The following is a 14,730-nucleotide window of genomic DNA, read 5'->3' on the forward strand; positions in this document are numbered from 1 at the left end:
CTATGGCCACGGCGACAAGCAACGGAAAGTAAGCGTATGACCACGAAGAGTCTGCTAAAACTTGGCGAATGTTTTCCCGAGTCACACTCGCGGCGCTCCTCGCGACCGCCCCCGTCGCGCACGCCCGGGTGGTGTCGGCCGACCCGGTCGACACCACGCCGCACGTCCTCGACGGCATCGTGAACGCGATCGCGCTGGTCGGCGGCACCGTGGTGGTGGGGGGCTCGTTCACCGAGGTCTCCGGCGCCGACCGGTCCGGCACGGTGGCGCGCGACAACCTGTTCGCCTACGACCTGGCCACCGGGCGGATCCTGCCCGGCTTCGCGCCGGAGGTCGACGGCCCCGTCCACGCCCTGGCCGCCGGCGACGACGGCACGGTCTACGTGGGCGGCGACTTCCCCGAGGTCGACGGCGCCCCCCTGGGGCCGCTGGCGCGGCTCAGGCTGGCCGACGGCTCGGCGGTGCCGGGCTTCGCGCCGCGGGTCACGGGCGGCATGGTCACCACGCTGGCCCGGCGCGGCTCCCAGGTGTACGCCGGAGGCGACTTCACCGGGCCCCGCACGGCGCTGGCGCGGCTGGACGCCGTCACCGGGGCGGCCGACCCGCGCTTCGCGATCACACCGGGGGCTCCGCTGACGCCCAAGGTGAAGGTCACCGCGCTGGCCGCGTCGGCCGACCGGCTGGTGGTCGACGGCAGCTTCACCACCCTGGGCGGGCGCTCACGGCCCCAGCTCGGGCTGATCGACGTCGCCGGCGCCACGGCCCGGGTCGCACCCTGGCGGACCACCGCGTACGCGCCCGCGTGCATGCGTGCGTTCCCCTCGTACGTGCGGGGGCTCGACGTCTCACCGGACGGCCGCTACTTCGTGGTCGTCACCACGGGAGGACCGCGCAGCGGCCGGCTGTGCGACTCGGCCGCCAGGTTCGAGACGTACGCGACGGCCTCCGAGGTGCGGCCCACCTGGGTCAACAGCACCGGCGGCGACTCGCTCTACGCGGTGTCGGTCACCGGGGCGGCCGTCTACGTGGGCGGCCACCAGCGCTGGATGAACAATCCCGGCGGCCACGACTCGGCCGGACCGGGCGCGGTGCCCCGTGAGGGGATCGCGGCCATTCATCCGATGACAGGTAAGGCGCTCAGTTGGAATCCCGGGCGGGAGCGCGGCATCGGGGTGAAGGCGTTTCTGGCCCACCCCGGCGGACTACTGGTTGGTAGCGACACGACGAGACTCGGACGGGAGTACCATGCCCGGATTGGCATGTTCCCCCTGCCCTAGTCGTCGTGCGGCTTCGGCCGGTTGATCTTGTTGGACAGGCGCGTGCTCATGGCGTCTCGCTGCTTGGACAGCACCACCAGGCTTGCGAAGCCGCTGACGAAGAAAGACGCCAGCAGCAGCAAGAAGATGTTTTGCAGGCCGAGCAGGTACAGCAGACCCATGGTCACGATAAACAGACCGATCCGCGACGCGGTGTAAACGAGAACGGGACGCACACGTCGAGGTTACTCGCCGGCTAGTGCGGTCGCTCTTCGCATCCGGCGCGAGCGCTGCTACTGTTCCCAGTCAGGGAGTTTCGTAAAGAAACACCCACGAGAGCCCCAAAGAGGCTCTATCATATAACAATCGGGCAGTCAGCTGATAACAACCCGTGATCTTTGTCGAAAACCACGGATAAATCAGGCTTCGCTCGACACACTTGTTACCTGTCCGCCCGCTGGCAGGAAGCGGGATGCGAGGGGGAGAGATTGGTGGAGAGTAGCAGCGAGCGTCTGCTGACCCCAGGAGAGGTTGCCGCCCTCTTCCGGGTAGACCCAAAGACGGTTACGCGCTGGGCTGCGGCAGGCCGCATCAGCAGTATCCGCACCCCCGGAGGGCACCGGCGCTTCCGCGAGTCGGAAGTGCACGCCCTTCTGCGAGGCGAGGACGTCCTTACGGCCGATCGGCCGGCAGGCGAGTCCCCGCGCGTCTGACGTTCCGTCTTCGGTGATCCTGCGCGCCAGGATCACCGCGGCGGGATGCCGTTCTGGATAGGTACGGCACGCCGGGCGCCAACCGCTGACCGTGGCTGGCGCCTGTCCAGGACCGTCCTCCCCGGCCACCGGCCGCGCGGCTAGGTCTCCTCCTGCTCCATCCTGGCCCGCCCCGCGTTCTCCGCCCCGACTTGCTCCGCCCGGCCCGCGTTCTCGGCCCCCAGCTGCTCCGCCCGGGTCCGCCCCGCGTTCTCCGCCCCCAGCTGCTCCGCCCGGTACGCCAGGAACTCCCGCTCCAGCTCGTCGTTGCCCGCCTGCCACCTGCCGCGCCGCTCGGCCAGCTCGTCCTCGGTCAGCGACTCCGGCAGCCACCGGTCGTAGTCGGGGTCGCCGGGTTCGAGGTCCACGTACGCGTTCGCGATGAGGCGCCCGTCTTCGCTGGTCAGGGTCCGCGGCACGCGCAGGGTCCCGTCAGCGAGCCGGATGACGTACATGGCTGATCACCTAGATTCCGTAGCGCCGGTTGAAGAACAGCATGACGTCGAGCGCCATCCGCGTGTCGCCGTTCAGCATGTCGACGAGCGCCGGGCGCTGCCGCGAGGCGATCGCGGCGAAGGCGTCGGCGAAGAACTCCTTGCGGCCGAGGCCGCCTCCCTGCCGGTGGAAGGCCGAGGCCAGCAGCGGCGTGGCCTGCTCGTACAGGGCCACGAACTCCGCCGAGTCGGACACCCAGTCACCGTACGTCGAGTCGATGTCGTCGATGGCGTGACCCACCTCGTGCATCATCACGTCCGGCGTCGGCGACGGCCGGTCCCCCACCACGATCTTCCGGTCGCCGTACGCGCCGGCGCAGATGTCCCAGGTGGCGCGGCCCGAGGGCAGTGGGGCGCCGCGCAGGTAGCCCATGTCGTCGAGGTCCGGGACGCCGCCGTGGCCGACGTAGATGCCCTCCAGGCCGTCGGCCAGCAGGTCCTTGAGCCGTTCCGGGAGCCTGGCGAGGCTCTCCACGGCCCGGATCACCTCCGGCGTCGGCGGGCCGAGCCGGGCGTCCCACTGGCGGTGCAGGACCGCCTCCAGCCTGCCGCAGTGACGCAGCCCGTCGCCCAGGGACGGGGCGTCAGGCCGATTCGGCTGGGCCCTGGGCGGCAGGTCGTCGAGCTCGAAGTCGTACCAGGTGTACTGGGGGCGCTCCACCACGGCGGCGGGCAACCGCTCGGGCGCCTCCCACCTGCGCCGCCGCTCCCACAGGCGGGACGTCTCGCCCTGCCCCGGCGGCGCCCGGTGCGCCTCGCGAGCCGCCCTGTCACGCTCCAGACGGTCCCGCTCCAGCCGGTCACGTAAGGAGCGGCTCTCGGGCCCGCGGGAGGACTCGCGTGGCGACTCCTGTACCGGGCGGTCCGGGCGGCGGAGGGACGGGGCGCCGTAGGCCCAGAAGGAGCGGTCGGCGTCCGGGGGCGCCTCGCTGCGCCGGGAGAAGAGGTACGAGCCACGCCGCCACCAACGACCCCGCCGATGGCGGCCCTTGTCGTTAGAAAAGGCCATCGCACCTCTCCACGCGCACCTCTCCACGCCGTGGCGCCCGCGCGAGCCGCCGGACGGCCGTGGGGCGCCGCCCGGCGAGGGGCTCCGCCGAATCTGTTCCACGGTACGACGCGGATCATCGCGAGTCACCCGAAATGGTGCATGTGGCTGACACGATCACGTCGCAGATGGCTTACAGTTCGGGCATGGCAGGTGTCGTAATCGGCCTGGCGCTGCTGGCCTTCTGGCTCTACTCGCTGTTCGACCTCATCACCACCCCCGAGGAGGAGGTCAGGAACGTCCCCAAGACCCTCTGGCTGCTGATCGTCGTGCTGGTGCCCTTCGCGGGCGGGCTGTTCTGGATGCTGCTCGGCCGCCCCCAGAGCGCGCGTACGGCGGAGCGGGCGCCCCGGCGGCGGCCCGACGCGGCTCCCGCCCCCATCCCCAAGGGCCCCGACGACGACCCCGATTTCCTGCGCGAGCTCGACCGCCGCATGCGCGGCGACGACTGACCGCCTGACGGCTGACCGGCTCAGTGATCGGCCGGCTCAGTGATCGGCCGGCTGATTCATCGGCCGGCCGGCTGACGGGCCGGTCGGCGCCCCCGCGAAGCGAAGGCACCCCCCTCCCGCCCGCCCCTCCGGCTCACGAACTCACGTCGGCGTAGCTGTGCAGCCCGCTGATGAAGATGTTCACGCCGATGAGGTTGAACAGCAGGCAGGCGAACGCGATGAGCTGCACGATCGTCGCCGCCCGGCCGCGCCAGCCCGCCGTGACCCGCGCGTGCAGGTAGGCAGCGTAGGCGACCCAGGTGATGAACGCCCAGACCTCCTTGGGGTCCCAGCCCCAGTAGCGGCCCCACGCCTTGTCGGCCCACAGCGCGCCGGCGATGACGGCGAACGTCCACACCGGGAACGCCAGGACGATCACCCGGTGCGCCACCCGCTCCAGGTCGGCCCGCGACGGCAGCCGTGACAGGCCGTCGCCGCGCACCAGGTAGAGGATGCCCGCGACGCCCGCGAGGATGAACAGGCCGCTCGCCAGGATCGCCGCCGTGACGTGGATGGCCACCCAGTACGAGTTGAGCGCCGGCACCACCGGGCCCGCGGCCGTGTAGAGGACCTTGACCGCGAAGCCGAGCCCCAGCGTCGCCGTCACCATGACGAACGCGCCGAGGAAGCGCGCGTTCTGCCGGAACTGGATGGCGAGGAACGTGGTCACCGCGGCGAAGCAGATCGCCACCACGAACTCGTACATGTTGCCCCACGGCCACCGGCCCACGGACAGGCCGCGGGTGACGATGGCGGCGAGGTTGGCCGCCCAGCCCAGCCAGCCCAGCCCGAGCGCGGCGACGCCCGCCTTGGGCGCCCAGCTCGGCGGCTCCACCCCGGCGGGTACGGCCGCGTCCGCGTCGCCGGTGTCGCCGCCGCCCACGGTGACGGGCACCTTGGCGCGGGCGGCCGGAGCGTCGGCCCGGGCCCGCCCGAAGGCCAGCTCCAGCGCGAAGCCGACCATGGAGAACAGGTAGAGCAGCACCGCGGCGACGACGAAGAGGTCGCTCACCTCGGCCAGTCGGTCAGCGGACATCCTTGTCTCCAGCAGATAGAACCTTCACGATGTCGTCGAACTCCTCGGCGAAGCCCGCGGCGGAGCCCTCGGTGCGGGTCAGGCCGCCCACCTCGACCGCGCCCTTCTCGCCGGAACCGTCCGTGCCGCCGATCCGCACCCACACCCTGCGGCGGCGCATCGTCAGCGACGCCGCGATGGACACCGTCGCGAGGGCGGCGGCCAGCAGCGCGGGCACCCGGCCGGGGTCGTAGGCGACCTGGAGGGTGATCCATTCCTTGACCCCGGTGAACTGCAGCTTGCCGGCGCCGTTCGGCAGGTCGAGCGACTGGCCCACGGGCAGCGGCTTCGGCACGGAGGTGCCCATGACGAGCGGCTTGAGCTTCTTCATGAGGTCCTGCGGCGCCAGCTGGTACACCGACTGGGGGCGGCCGGAGCGCACGCCGAAGTCGCCGGTGAACGCGCCGAGCACCTGCACCTCGGGCTGGAGCTCGCCGGGGAAGGCGGAGGCGTAGGTGCCGTCGGTCAGCGGCACGCTCGTCGGCAGGAACCTCAGCAGGAAGCCGAGCTGCCCGGGCCGGGCGTCGGGCGCCTTGACCACGCAGCCCGAGGTGAGGGTGGGCTTGTGCTCGATGAGGCACGGCACCGGCCCGTCGAAGGCGACCTGCCCCTGGCCGTCGGTGACCTTGAAGACGGGCGCGTAGCCGTGCCCGATGAGGTACGTCTGCGTGCCGTTGATCTCCAGCGGCTCGTTGACCTTCAGCTCGTAGTCGCGCGCCGGCGCCGTCGGCGAGTCGTTGACCCGCAGGTACGCCGAGTAGTCGAGCTCCTGGCCGCGCTTGTCGCCCTGGACCTGGTAGGTCGCCCTGAAATCTTTCAGCTCGAACGAGAACGGCTCCAGCGACTCGGCCGACACCTCGCGGCCCGGGATGAACCGGTCGTAGTTGGCGACGGTGTTGGCGAAGCCGTCGCCCTCGACGACGAGCACGTTGCCCCGGTAGCCGTACAGGGAGCCCATGCCGACCGCGACGAGCAGGCCGAGCAGCGAGATGTGGAAGAGCAGGTTGCCCGTCTCCCGCAGGTAGCCCTTCTCGGCGGCCACCCACCCGTCGCCGGTCTCGACCCGGAAGCGGCGGGCGCGCAGCCGCCGGGCCGCCTCCTCGACCGTCAGGTCGCCGGCGAAGGCGGCGTGGTGCGGCAGCCGCGCCAGGTTGCGCGGCGCGGCGGGCGGCCGGCGGCGCACCTCACGGAAGTAGGTGGCGGTGCGCGGAATGATGCAGCCCACCAGCGAGGTGAACAGCAGCAGGTAGATCGCGGCGAACCAGACCGAGGTGAAGACGTCGAAGAGCTGGAAGCGGTCGTACCACTCGGCGAGGGCCGGGTTCTGCTGGAAGAGCCGCGCGACCTTGTCGGGCTCGACGCCGCGCTGCGGCACCAGCGAGCCGGGCACCGAGGCGAGCGCGAACAGGAACAGCAGGATGAGGGCCGTCTTCATGGAGGTGAGCGTGCGCCAGGCCCAGCGCGCCCAGCCCAGCGCGCCGAAGCCGGCGGGCCGCGGCGCCTGCTCCTTCTCCAGCTCCTTGACCGCCATCAGATCACCGGCCTGAACCCGCCGACGAGCCCCTGCATGCTTGCGATCATCTCTCCCCACAGGCCGGTCACGAGCAGCAGCCCGACGGCGACCATCATGCCGCCGCCGATCCGGGTGATCAGCCGGCTGTGCCGGCGGACGGCGCGGAACGTGCGCAGCGCCTTGCTGTAGGCCAGGGCGGCGGCCACGAACGGCAGCCCCAGCCCCAGCGCGTACGCCACGGCGAGCAGGGCGCCCCGGGACGCGCTGCCCTCGTTGAGCCCGAGCGCCAGCACCACGGCCAGCGTCGGGCCGATGCACGGCGTCCAGCCCAGCCCGAACACCACCCCGAGCAGCGGCGCGCCGGCCAGCCCCGCGGCCGGCAGCCGGTGGATGCGCACATCGCGCATGAGCCCGGGCAGCACGCCCAGGAAAGCCAGCCCGAGCAGGATCGTGACGACGCCGAGCACCCGCGTGATGACGTCAGCGTTGACCATCATCATCGAGCCGAGCCCGCCGAACAGCGCCCCCCCGGCGACGAACACCACCGCGAACCCGGCCACGAACAGCGCCGTGCCCAGCACGAGCCGCCCCCGCTTCGGGTCGGCGCTCATGCCGGTCACGTACGACAGGTAGCCCGGCACCAGCGGCAGCACGCACGGCGACAGGAACGACACGACCCCCGCGAGGACCGCGATCGGCACGGCCAGCAGCAGCGAGCCGGAGGCGACGACGTCACTCATCGCGCACCTTGGTCACGGTGTCCATCAGGTCCTGGTAGCGCACGGCGCCGAGCGCGCGGGCGGCGATGCGGCCCTGCTCGTCGATCACCAGCGTGGACGGGATGGCGGCGGGCGGGACCGTGCCCTGGAAGGCCAGCGCCACCTTGCCCGGCTGGTCGAAGATGCTCGGGTAGCCGGTCTGCTCGGTGCGCTCGAAGGCCAGCGCGTCGGCCTGGCGGTCCTTGAAGTCGATGCCGACGAACTCGACGCCCGAGCCCTTGGTCTTGGCGGCGACGTCCTTGAGCACCGGCGCCTCGGCCCGGCAGGGCCCGCACCAGGACGCCCAGAAGTTGAGCACCACGACCTTGCCCTTGTGCGCGGCGAGGGAGGCGGTGCCGCCGTCGAGCGTCTGCCCCTGGATCGCGGGCGCGGCCTTGCGCTCGGCGGCGGCGAACACCTGCATCGTGCCGTCGCCGGCGACGAAGCGCGTGTCGCCCGCCTGGGGCTGCCCGTTCTGGCTGCCGGCGCAGCCCGTGGCCGTTACGGCCAGGACGGCCACGAGGGCGAGCGGGCCGGCGGAACCGATGGAGACGGACTTCGCGCGCACGGGGAAGATCTCCTTGCACTACAAGCGGTAGAGCTTGCAACTCTACCGGCGGGGCCGGCCGCCCAGGACGCTGGGGCGCCGCGAGAGGATCAGGCCCCCGGGATCGTCGGCCCCTTGACGAGCGAGCCGGCCGGCTCGCTGTAGCCGACGCTGACCAGGCGGTTGCCCTCGAACGTGAATGTGGTGAGGCTGGCCAGCGCGCACTGCCTGCGCCGCGGGTCGTGCCAGAGTCTGCGGCGCCCCTCGGCCGCCATCCGGATCGCCCAGATGGGGAGCTGGTGGCTCACCAGGACCGCCTCGTGGCCGCGGGCCGCGTCCCTGGCCTCCTCCACGATCGAGCGCATCCGCTTGATGATCACGGGGTACGGCTCGCCCCAGGACGGGCGCATGGGGTTCCAGAAGTAGCGGTAGTTGCGCGGGTTGCGGAGGATCGTCAGCCCCTGCCCGACCATGCGGCCTTCGAGCAGGTTGGCGGCCTCGATCAGCCGCTCGTCGGTCGTGACCTCCAGGCCGAGCGTCGCCGCCAGGGGTGCCACGGTCTCCTGGGCGCGCTCCAGCGGGGAGCAGTAGAGGGCGACGATGTCACGTGAGGCCACCGCCTTGGCGACGGTCTCGGCCATCAGCCGTCCGGTGTCGGACAGGTGGTATCCGGGGAGCCGGCCGTAGAGGATGCCGTTGGGGTTGTGCACCTCGCCGTGACGCATCAGGTGGACGACGGTGGTTTCAGCCATGATGAGCCACAGCCTATCCGCTCCGCCCTTGACGCCGGCAGCGTGGTTCCCGGCGTTTCAGACGGTGGCCCAGGCGTTCTCGTGGGTGCGGCTGGCGTGGGTCAGGGCGTCCACCGCGGCCCTGATGGCGGGGCGGCGGGCCGCGTCCGTGCGCCAGATCGCGTAGATCCGCCGCGACTGCCGGGGCAGCAGCGGCACGACGGTGGCCCCTTCGGGCACGAGGTCCCGGCCCAGCCTGGGGATGATCGCGCACCCGAGGCCGGCCGCGACGAGGGCCATCTGCGTCGGGTACTCGTCGGCCATGCAGGAGATGTCCGGCTCCAGGTCGGCGCTGCGCAGCGTGAAGACGAGCCAGTCGTGGCAGACCGTGCCGGGCGAGGAGCTGATCCACTGCTCTCCGCTCAGCGCGGCCAGCTCGATCTCCCTGCTGCCCGCGAGCGGGTGGCCGCTGGGCAGCACCACGTCGGCGATGTCGTCGAGCAGCGTCGCCTTGGACAGCCCGTCGGGGATGGCCATCGGGCGGTTCATCCAGTCCTGGATGACGCCGAGGTCCAGCTCGCCCCGCGCCACCTCGCGCACCACGCGCTCGGGCTCGCGCTCGTTGAGCACGACCTGGAGGTCGGGGTGGCGGGCGCGCAGTCCCGTGAGCGCGCCGGGCATGAGCCCGCGGGTCGCCGTGGGGAAGGCTCCCATCTGCAGGCGGCCCACGACCGCGCCGCGCAGCGCCTCGAAGTCGGCCTCGGCGGTCTCCACGAGGGCGAGGATGCGCTCGGCGTGCTCGGCCAGCAGGCCCGCGGCGTCGGTGAGCCGCACCCCCCGGCCGTTGCGCTCCACCAGGCGGGCGCCGGTCTCGCGTTCGAGCTTGGCGATCTGCTGGGACACCGCCGAGGGCGTGACCATGAGGGCGTCGGCCGCCGCGCCCACCGATCCGTAGACGTGGACGGCGTGCAGAGCCTTGAGCCGGTTCAGGTCCAACATGTAAGCCAGCCTAAAGGGTTTAGCGTAGAAAGTCTCGCTTGTCCTTCACTCTGTAGCGTTGGAAAATATATGCATGCGAATCCTTAAGCAGAAGAAGCAGTCCGCCCCCTCGTTCTCCTACCTCCAGACCCTGGCCGAGCAGGCCAAGGAGCAGCGCGTCCGCTACCGGAAGCCGCGCGCTGCGTGACCCCGCGTCACCTGGCGCTCGCCATCGGCCTCGCGGCCGTATGGGGCGTCAACTTCGTGGTGATGCAGGTGGGCCTGCGGCACTTCCCGCCGCTGCTGTACGCCGGGCTCAGGTTCGCCCTCGCCGGGTACCCCGCCCTGCTCCTCGTGGGGCGGCCCCAGGTGCCGTGGCGCTGGGTCGCCGGCGTCGCCGCGGCCATCGGGGTCGGGCAGTTCGGCCTGCTGCTTATGGGCATGCGGGCCGGGATGCCCGCCGGGTTGACCTCCCTGGTCCTTCAGGCCCAGGTGGTCTTCACCGTGATCTTCGCGGTGCTGCTGCTGGGCGAGCGGCTCACCGCGCGGCGCGCGACCGGCCTGGCCGTGGCCTTCGCCGGGCTCGCCCTGGTCGCCTTCGACTTCGGCCTCTCGGGGCCCGCCGGCGCCTTCGCCCTGTGCGTGGCGGCCGCGGCGGCCTGGGGCCTCGGCAACGTCATCCAGCGCAAGGCCGCGCCGCCCGACTCGCTGCGGTTCATGGTGTGGGTGAGCGCCCTGTCGGCGCCCCCACTGCTCGCGCTGTCCCTCCTCGTGGAGGGCCCGCCGCGCCTCGCCGTCCCGGCGGAGGGCTGGCTGTCCCTGGCGTACGTGGCCTTCGTGTCCACGCTGGGCGGATTCGGCGTGTGGGGCTACCTGCTGCGCCGCTACGACGCCTCGACCGTCGCGCCGTACACACTGCTCGTGCCCGTCTTCGGCCTGTCGTCCGCGGCCCTGCTGACGGGCGAGCCGCTGTCGTGGCCCAAGCTGGCCGCCGGGGCGCTGATCGTGGCGGGCGTCCTGTACGCCGGGAGCCGCCCCCGTTCCCGGGGGCACGCCTCCCTGTCGCCGGCGCCCTCCGCGCTGCGGACGCCGGCGCCACGCCCCTGACCCCCGCTCGGCCGAGCCGGCCGGGGTCCCGCGGCGGGGTCATGCCGTACGGGCACGGTCCCAGGTCTCGCTGGTCCTGAAGTACGTGTCGTAGAGCTCCTGGACCTCCAGCAGGCTCTCCGGCGGCACCTTGCCGTACGCGATGCGCTCCAGGTGGCGGAAGTACTCGAACCGCTCGACGCCCGGCGTGATGACGATGAGCAGGTCCGCGTCCTCGCCCGGCGCGGCGGCGAAGGCGTGCGCGACGTTCGGCGGCACGACGACCAGGTCACCGCGCTCGGCCGTCACGACCTGCTCGCCGGACAGGAGCTGGGCGGTGCCGTCCAGCACGTAGAACAGCTCGGCCGATCCGGCGTGGTGGTGCGGCTTGGCGCCGTCGGCGCCGTCGGCCAGCGTGACGCGCTGGGTGGACAGCGCGCCGCCGGTGGAGCCGCTGTCGGCCAGCAGGCGGATGGTGGTCGGGGCCCGGCCGATCACCTCGGCCTCGGCGGAGCGGACGATCACGGACTCGCTGAAGCTGGGGACGACGAGAGACATCTGGGGACTCCTTGCGTGGCGTAGGGGGGTTGCGACTCAGACGAGGAAGAGCAGGACGGCGCTGACGAGCACGGCCACGGCGGTGGCGAAGTGGATGCCGAAGGCCACCGCCTTGGTGCCGCCGTGACGCAGGACGATGACGGTGTCCACCAGCGGCAGGAGCGCGACCACGAGCATGAACCACGCCTCGGCGCGGACTCCCACGAAGAACAGCAGGGCCAGACCCACGAGGCCGTAGGTGGCGTCACGCATGCCCTTGATCGTCAGGTAGGCGGAGTCGCCGTCCTTGGCCGGGACGCCGTAACCCGCGGCGGCGGCCTGGGGCTGCGTGAGGAAGCGGATGCCGATGAAGAGGATGAGCAGGTCGAGGACGACAGCGAGCCCGTAGGCGATGGGGGTGAGCACGGCGATCTCCGTTCGATACGCTTTCTAGCGGCGCTAGCAACGAGATCGACACTATCAGAGCGTAGACAGAAACGCTAGCGGCGCTAGAGTCGAGGTATGTCGATTCGGACGCGCCGAGAGCGCGAGCGTGCGGAACGCGAGCGGCTGATCATCGAAGCGGCCCGGGAGATCGTCGAGACCGAGGGATGGGCGGCGGTGACCACGCGCCGCCTCGCCGAGCGCGTCGAGTACAGCCAGCCGGTGCTCTACAGCCACTTCAAGGGCAAGGACGCCATCATGGCCGCGGTCGCCGTGGAGGGGTTCGCCGACCTGGCCGCGGCGTTGCGCGCGGCCCGCGCCACGGCCCGCGAGCCCACGCGGGCCCTCGCCGCCGTCGCCTCCGCCTACTCCGCGTTCGCCGAGCAGCGGCCCGCGCTGTACGACGCCATGTTCAGCCAGGCCGTGGACCTGCCGTTCGCCACGCTTGAGGCGCCGGCCGCCCTGCACGCCACCTTCGACGAGCTGCTCGAAGCCGTCCGGCCCGTGGCGGGCGACGACGACCCGGGCCTGCTGGTGGAGACGCTGTGGAGCGGCCTGCACGGGCTGGCGACGCTCACGCGGGGCGGCAGGCTGCCCTGCGAGCAGCATCCCCAGCGGGTCGCCCTCTTCCTGCGCCGCTTCACCCGCTGAGACCCCGCGCGGGCGCGGTCGGCAACAAATGCCCTTTACGGGTTAGGCGGCCATTCATTCGCCGACAGCGGCCTTCGCGAATATGGTCGGCAATCAAGGTCATCTGAGCCTAAGATGCCCTTCATGCGTTTAACCCCCCTTGTTGTGGCATGCACGCTTTTCTCCCTTCTGCTGTCCGGAACGGCTCAGGCATCCGTTTACCCCATCAGGGACCCGGACCTCACCAAGAACAAGCTGTACGCCACCGGCGACCTCGAACCGAGCCGATGCCGCGAGCGGGACGTCAAGCGCAACGACGTCCCCTCCGCCAAGCGGTACCTCACGACCGTGCTGAACTGCCTCAACGCCTCCTGGGAGGCTCATTTCGAGCGCGCCGGCCTGCCGTTCAGGAAAGCCCGGATCGGATTCATCACCAAGCCGCGGCGATACTGCGGGCACGCCTGGGGCAAGTACACCGCGGCGACATACTGCGGCGCCGAGCGGCGCTTCGTCGTCCTCCTCGATGACGACACCCTCGACGATCCCTGGGACCTGTTCCTGTTCCAGGTGGCCGCGCATGAATACGGCCACCATATTCAGAACATCACCGGTATGGACGCGGCGTTCGACCGCTACCCGTACAAGGGGAAGAAAGAGCTGAACGAGCAGATCCGGCGCTACGAGCTCCAGGCCGAGTGCCTGGGCGGCGCGTTCGTCGGCAGCGTCTGGGCGTCCCTGGACCGCACGGAGGACGACTGGAAGGACCTCCTGTACGTGACCCGGCAGAGCGGCGACGAGTGGACCAAGGCCGCCGACCACGGCAAGGGCCGCAACATGGCCGCCTGGCTCGACAAGGGCTTCCGCGCCGCCTCGCCGCAGGCGTGCAACACCTGGACGGCACCGAGTTCCAAGGTCTCCTGACCGGCCGCCCCCGATGATCGCCTGCGACGCTCCGTCGGCGGGCGCCGAGAAGAGCCCCACCCGCGGGTCGCGACGCAGGTTGCGGGCCCTTCGGTAGCCGGACCGGGCGAGGGCTACCGGGTGGCGGCGGCGGCCTTGGCGGCGACGGGCAGGGCCTCGGCCACCCGGCCCACGGCCTCCTCGTCGTGCGACGCCGACAGGAACCACGCCTCGTACGCCGACGGCGGCAGGTAGACCCCCTGGTCCAGCATCGCGTGGAAGAAGGCGCGGTAGGCGGCGACGTCCTGGGTGCGGGCCTGGTCGAAGTCCGTCACGTCGGCGTCGGTGAAGAAGATCGAGAACAGGTTGCCGGCCCGCTGCAGCCGGTGCGGCACGCCCTCGGCGGCCAGCGCCTCCGAGGCCGCCCGGCCGACCTCCAGGGCCGCGGCGTCGACCCTGGCGTAGACGGCCTCGTCGAGGAGGCGCAGCGTGGCCAGGCCGGCGGCGACGGCCAGCGGGTTGCCCGACAGCGTGCCCGCCTGGTAGACGGGCCCCTCCGGCGCGAGGTGGGCCATGACGTCGGCCCGGCCGCCGAAGGCCGCCGCCGGCAGCCCGCCGCCCATGACCTTCCCGAAGGTCATCAGGTCGGCCTCGACCGGGTCCAGGCCGTACCAGCCGGCGGGTGAGACGCGGAAGCCGGTGAGGACCTCGTCGACGATGAGCAGCGCCCCGTGGGCGGTGCACAGCTCGCGCAGCCGCGCGTTGAAGCCGTCGCGCGGCGGGACGACGCCCATGTTGGCGGGGCACGCCTCGGTGATGACGCAGGCGATCTCGGCCGCCGCGAACGCCGCCTCCACCGCCTCGATGTCGTTGTACGGCAGCACGATGGTGTCGGCGGCCGACGCCCCCGTGACGCCCGGCGTGTCCGGCAGCCCGAACGTCACGACGCCCGAGCCGGCCGCGGCGAGCAGCGCGTCGACGTGCCCGTGGTAGCAGCCCGCGAACTTGATGATCTTGGAGCGGCCGGTGAAACCGCGGGCCAGGCGCACGGCGCTCATCGTCGCCTCCGTGCCGGAGCTGACCAGGCGGACGCGCTCGACCGGGCCGACCCGGCCGACGATCTCCTCGGCCAGCTCGACCTCGCCCTCGGTGGCCGTGCCGTACCCGAAGCCGTGCGAGACCGCCTCCGACACCGCCTCCACGACGGCCGGATGGCGGTGGCCGAGGATCATCGGCCCCCAGGAGCAGACGAGGTCCACGTAGCGGTTGCCGTCGACGTCGGTGACGTAGGGGCCCTCGCCGGACGCCATGAATCGCGGGGTCCCGCCGACCGCGCCGAACGCGCGGACCGGCGAGTTGACGCCTCCCGGCACGAGGGCGCGGGCGCGGTTGAACAGGTCCTCGGACTTCTGTGTACGGCTCACGCGCTCCAGGTTAGCCGTGGGGGGCGGTGGTGCCAGCCCCGGCAGGCCCGTCTCCTCGTACCCCGA

The 14,730-nt window shown here is 71.8% G+C and carries 18 protein-coding genes; 6 read left to right on the forward strand and 12 right to left on the reverse strand.

Annotation, left to right across the window (positions count from 1 at the left end; translation table 11 throughout):
• Positions 1-68: 68 nt before the first annotated feature.
• A complete protein-coding gene (locus tag MTP10_RS02230) occupies positions 69-1,277 on the forward strand; it encodes a hypothetical protein (RefSeq protein WP_310707236.1) in 1,209 nt (402 codons plus the stop codon).
• Here MTP10_RS02230 and MTP10_RS02235 read toward each other — a convergent pair.
• Positions 1,274-1,492, reverse strand: a complete 219-nt coding sequence (locus MTP10_RS02235; RefSeq protein ID WP_310707237.1) for a DUF4229 domain-containing protein — start codon at positions 1,490-1,492, stop codon at positions 1,274-1,276. The genes MTP10_RS02230 and MTP10_RS02235 overlap by 4 nt on opposite strands.
• A gap of 255 nt (positions 1,493-1,747) precedes the next feature.
• Between MTP10_RS02235 and MTP10_RS02240 the strand changes: the two genes are divergently transcribed.
• The gene (locus MTP10_RS02240) at positions 1,748-1,969 is read left to right on the forward strand and encodes a BldC family transcriptional regulator (RefSeq protein WP_026214226.1); all 222 of its coding nucleotides are present in this window, start codon (positions 1,748-1,750) and stop codon (positions 1,967-1,969) included.
• 140 nt (positions 1,970-2,109) lie between these two features.
• Here the strand turns inward: MTP10_RS02240 and MTP10_RS02245 are convergent, their stop codons facing one another.
• The gene (locus MTP10_RS02245; RefSeq protein WP_310707238.1) at positions 2,110-2,463 is read right to left on the reverse strand and encodes a hypothetical protein; all 354 of its coding nucleotides are present in this window, start codon (positions 2,461-2,463) and stop codon (positions 2,110-2,112) included.
• 10 nt (positions 2,464-2,473) lie between these two features.
• A complete protein-coding gene (locus MTP10_RS02250; protein ID WP_310707239.1) occupies positions 2,474-3,511 on the reverse strand; it encodes a hypothetical protein in 1,038 nt (345 codons plus the stop codon).
• A 185-nt stretch (positions 3,512-3,696) separates the two neighbouring features.
• Between MTP10_RS02250 and MTP10_RS02255 the strand changes: the two genes are divergently transcribed.
• A complete protein-coding gene (locus MTP10_RS02255; protein WP_310707240.1) occupies positions 3,697-4,002 on the forward strand; it encodes a PLD nuclease N-terminal domain-containing protein in 306 nt (101 codons plus the stop codon).
• Between the two features lie 133 nt (positions 4,003-4,135).
• Here the strand turns inward: MTP10_RS02255 and ccsA are convergent, their stop codons facing one another.
• The 6 genes from ccsA to MTP10_RS02285 form a co-directional block, all read right to left on the reverse strand.
• Positions 4,136-5,077, reverse strand: coding sequence for a cytochrome c biogenesis protein CcsA (gene ccsA, locus MTP10_RS02260; protein WP_310707241.1), 942 nt, complete (start codon positions 5,075-5,077; stop codon positions 4,136-4,138).
• Positions 5,067-6,647, reverse strand: a complete 1,581-nt coding sequence (locus MTP10_RS02265) for a cytochrome c biogenesis protein ResB (RefSeq protein ID WP_310707242.1) — start codon at positions 6,645-6,647, stop codon at positions 5,067-5,069. The genes ccsA and MTP10_RS02265 overlap by 11 nt, the downstream gene beginning before the upstream one ends.
• A complete protein-coding gene (locus MTP10_RS02270; RefSeq protein WP_310707243.1) occupies positions 6,647-7,369 on the reverse strand; it encodes a cytochrome c biogenesis protein CcdA in 723 nt (240 codons plus the stop codon). Before MTP10_RS02270 ends, MTP10_RS02265 begins: the two co-directional genes overlap by 1 nt.
• Positions 7,362-7,955, reverse strand: a complete 594-nt coding sequence (locus MTP10_RS02275; RefSeq protein WP_310707244.1) for a TlpA disulfide reductase family protein — start codon at positions 7,953-7,955, stop codon at positions 7,362-7,364. Before MTP10_RS02275 ends, MTP10_RS02270 begins: the two co-directional genes overlap by 8 nt.
• Positions 7,956-8,044: 89 nt before the next feature.
• A complete protein-coding gene (locus MTP10_RS02280; RefSeq protein ID WP_310707245.1) occupies positions 8,045-8,686 on the reverse strand; it encodes a histidine phosphatase family protein in 642 nt (213 codons plus the stop codon).
• A gap of 57 nt (positions 8,687-8,743) precedes the next feature.
• Positions 8,744-9,664 (reverse strand): LysR family transcriptional regulator, encoded by a 921-nt coding sequence (locus MTP10_RS02285; RefSeq protein ID WP_310707246.1) that lies wholly within the window; start codon positions 9,662-9,664, stop codon positions 8,744-8,746.
• A 183-nt stretch (positions 9,665-9,847) separates the two neighbouring features.
• Here MTP10_RS02285 and MTP10_RS02290 point away from each other — a divergent pair, with 183 nt between their 5' ends.
• A complete protein-coding gene (locus MTP10_RS02290) occupies positions 9,848-10,750 on the forward strand; it encodes an EamA family transporter (protein WP_310707247.1) in 903 nt (300 codons plus the stop codon).
• A gap of 39 nt (positions 10,751-10,789) precedes the next feature.
• Here MTP10_RS02290 and MTP10_RS02295 read toward each other — a convergent pair whose 3' ends face one another.
• Positions 10,790-11,287, reverse strand: a complete 498-nt coding sequence (locus MTP10_RS02295; protein ID WP_310707248.1) for a cupin domain-containing protein — start codon at positions 11,285-11,287, stop codon at positions 10,790-10,792.
• Between the two features lie 36 nt (positions 11,288-11,323).
• A complete protein-coding gene (locus MTP10_RS02300) occupies positions 11,324-11,692 on the reverse strand; it encodes a DUF4267 domain-containing protein (RefSeq protein WP_310707249.1) in 369 nt (122 codons plus the stop codon).
• Between the two features lie 96 nt (positions 11,693-11,788).
• Between MTP10_RS02300 and MTP10_RS02305 the strand changes: the two genes are divergently transcribed.
• Both MTP10_RS02305 and MTP10_RS02310 read left to right on the forward strand, forming a co-directional pair.
• On the forward strand, positions 11,789-12,361 hold the full coding sequence (locus tag MTP10_RS02305) for a TetR/AcrR family transcriptional regulator (protein WP_310707250.1): 573 nt from the start codon (positions 11,789-11,791) through the stop codon (positions 12,359-12,361).
• Positions 12,362-12,505: 144 nt separating this feature from the next.
• Positions 12,506-13,261 carry a neutral zinc metallopeptidase gene (locus MTP10_RS02310; RefSeq protein ID WP_310707251.1) on the forward strand — a complete coding sequence of 252 codons (756 nt, stop codon included), beginning with the start codon at positions 12,506-12,508 and terminating at the stop codon, positions 13,259-13,261.
• A gap of 113 nt (positions 13,262-13,374) precedes the next feature.
• Here the strand turns inward: MTP10_RS02310 and hemL are convergent, their stop codons facing one another.
• Entirely contained in the window at positions 13,375-14,664 is a 1,290-nt protein-coding gene (gene hemL, locus MTP10_RS02315; protein WP_310707252.1) for a glutamate-1-semialdehyde 2,1-aminomutase, read from the reverse strand.
• Positions 14,665-14,730 lie beyond the last annotated feature (66 nt).

This window comes from Nonomuraea sp. 3-1Str, from assembly GCF_031570565.1.
In the GTDB taxonomy this organism is placed as follows: Bacteria; Actinomycetota; Actinomycetes; order Streptosporangiales; family Streptosporangiaceae; genus Nonomuraea.

Excerpts from the sequence above, each read along its gene's own strand:
- ccsA (WP_310707241.1), bottom strand. The coding sequence starts at position 5,077 with ATGTCCGCTGACCGACTGGCCGAGGTGAGCGACCTCTTCGTCGTCGCC.
- MTP10_RS02230 (WP_310707236.1), top strand. The coding sequence starts at position 69 with ATGTTTTCCCGAGTCACACTCGCGGCGCTCCTCGCGACCGCCCCCGTC.
- MTP10_RS02255 (WP_310707240.1), top strand. The coding sequence starts at position 3,697 with ATGGCAGGTGTCGTAATCGGCCTGGCGCTGCTGGCCTTCTGGCTCTAC.
- MTP10_RS02265 (WP_310707242.1), bottom strand. The coding sequence starts at position 6,647 with ATGGCGGTCAAGGAGCTGGAGAAGGAGCAGGCGCCGCGGCCCGCCGGC.
- MTP10_RS02295 (WP_310707248.1), bottom strand. The coding sequence starts at position 11,287 with ATGTCTCTCGTCGTCCCCAGCTTCAGCGAGTCCGTGATCGTCCGCTCC.
- MTP10_RS02305 (WP_310707250.1), top strand. The coding sequence starts at position 11,789 with ATGTCGATTCGGACGCGCCGAGAGCGCGAGCGTGCGGAACGCGAGCGG.
- MTP10_RS02280 (WP_310707245.1), bottom strand. The coding sequence starts at position 8,686 with ATGGCTGAAACCACCGTCGTCCACCTGATGCGTCACGGCGAGGTGCAC.
- MTP10_RS02245 (WP_310707238.1), bottom strand. The coding sequence starts at position 2,463 with ATGTACGTCATCCGGCTCGCTGACGGGACCCTGCGCGTGCCGCGGACC.
- MTP10_RS02250 (WP_310707239.1), bottom strand. The coding sequence starts at position 3,511 with ATGGCCTTTTCTAACGACAAGGGCCGCCATCGGCGGGGTCGTTGGTGG.
- MTP10_RS02270 (WP_310707243.1), bottom strand. The coding sequence starts at position 7,369 with ATGAGTGACGTCGTCGCCTCCGGCTCGCTGCTGCTGGCCGTGCCGATC.
- MTP10_RS02285 (WP_310707246.1), bottom strand. The coding sequence starts at position 9,664 with ATGTTGGACCTGAACCGGCTCAAGGCTCTGCACGCCGTCCACGTCTAC.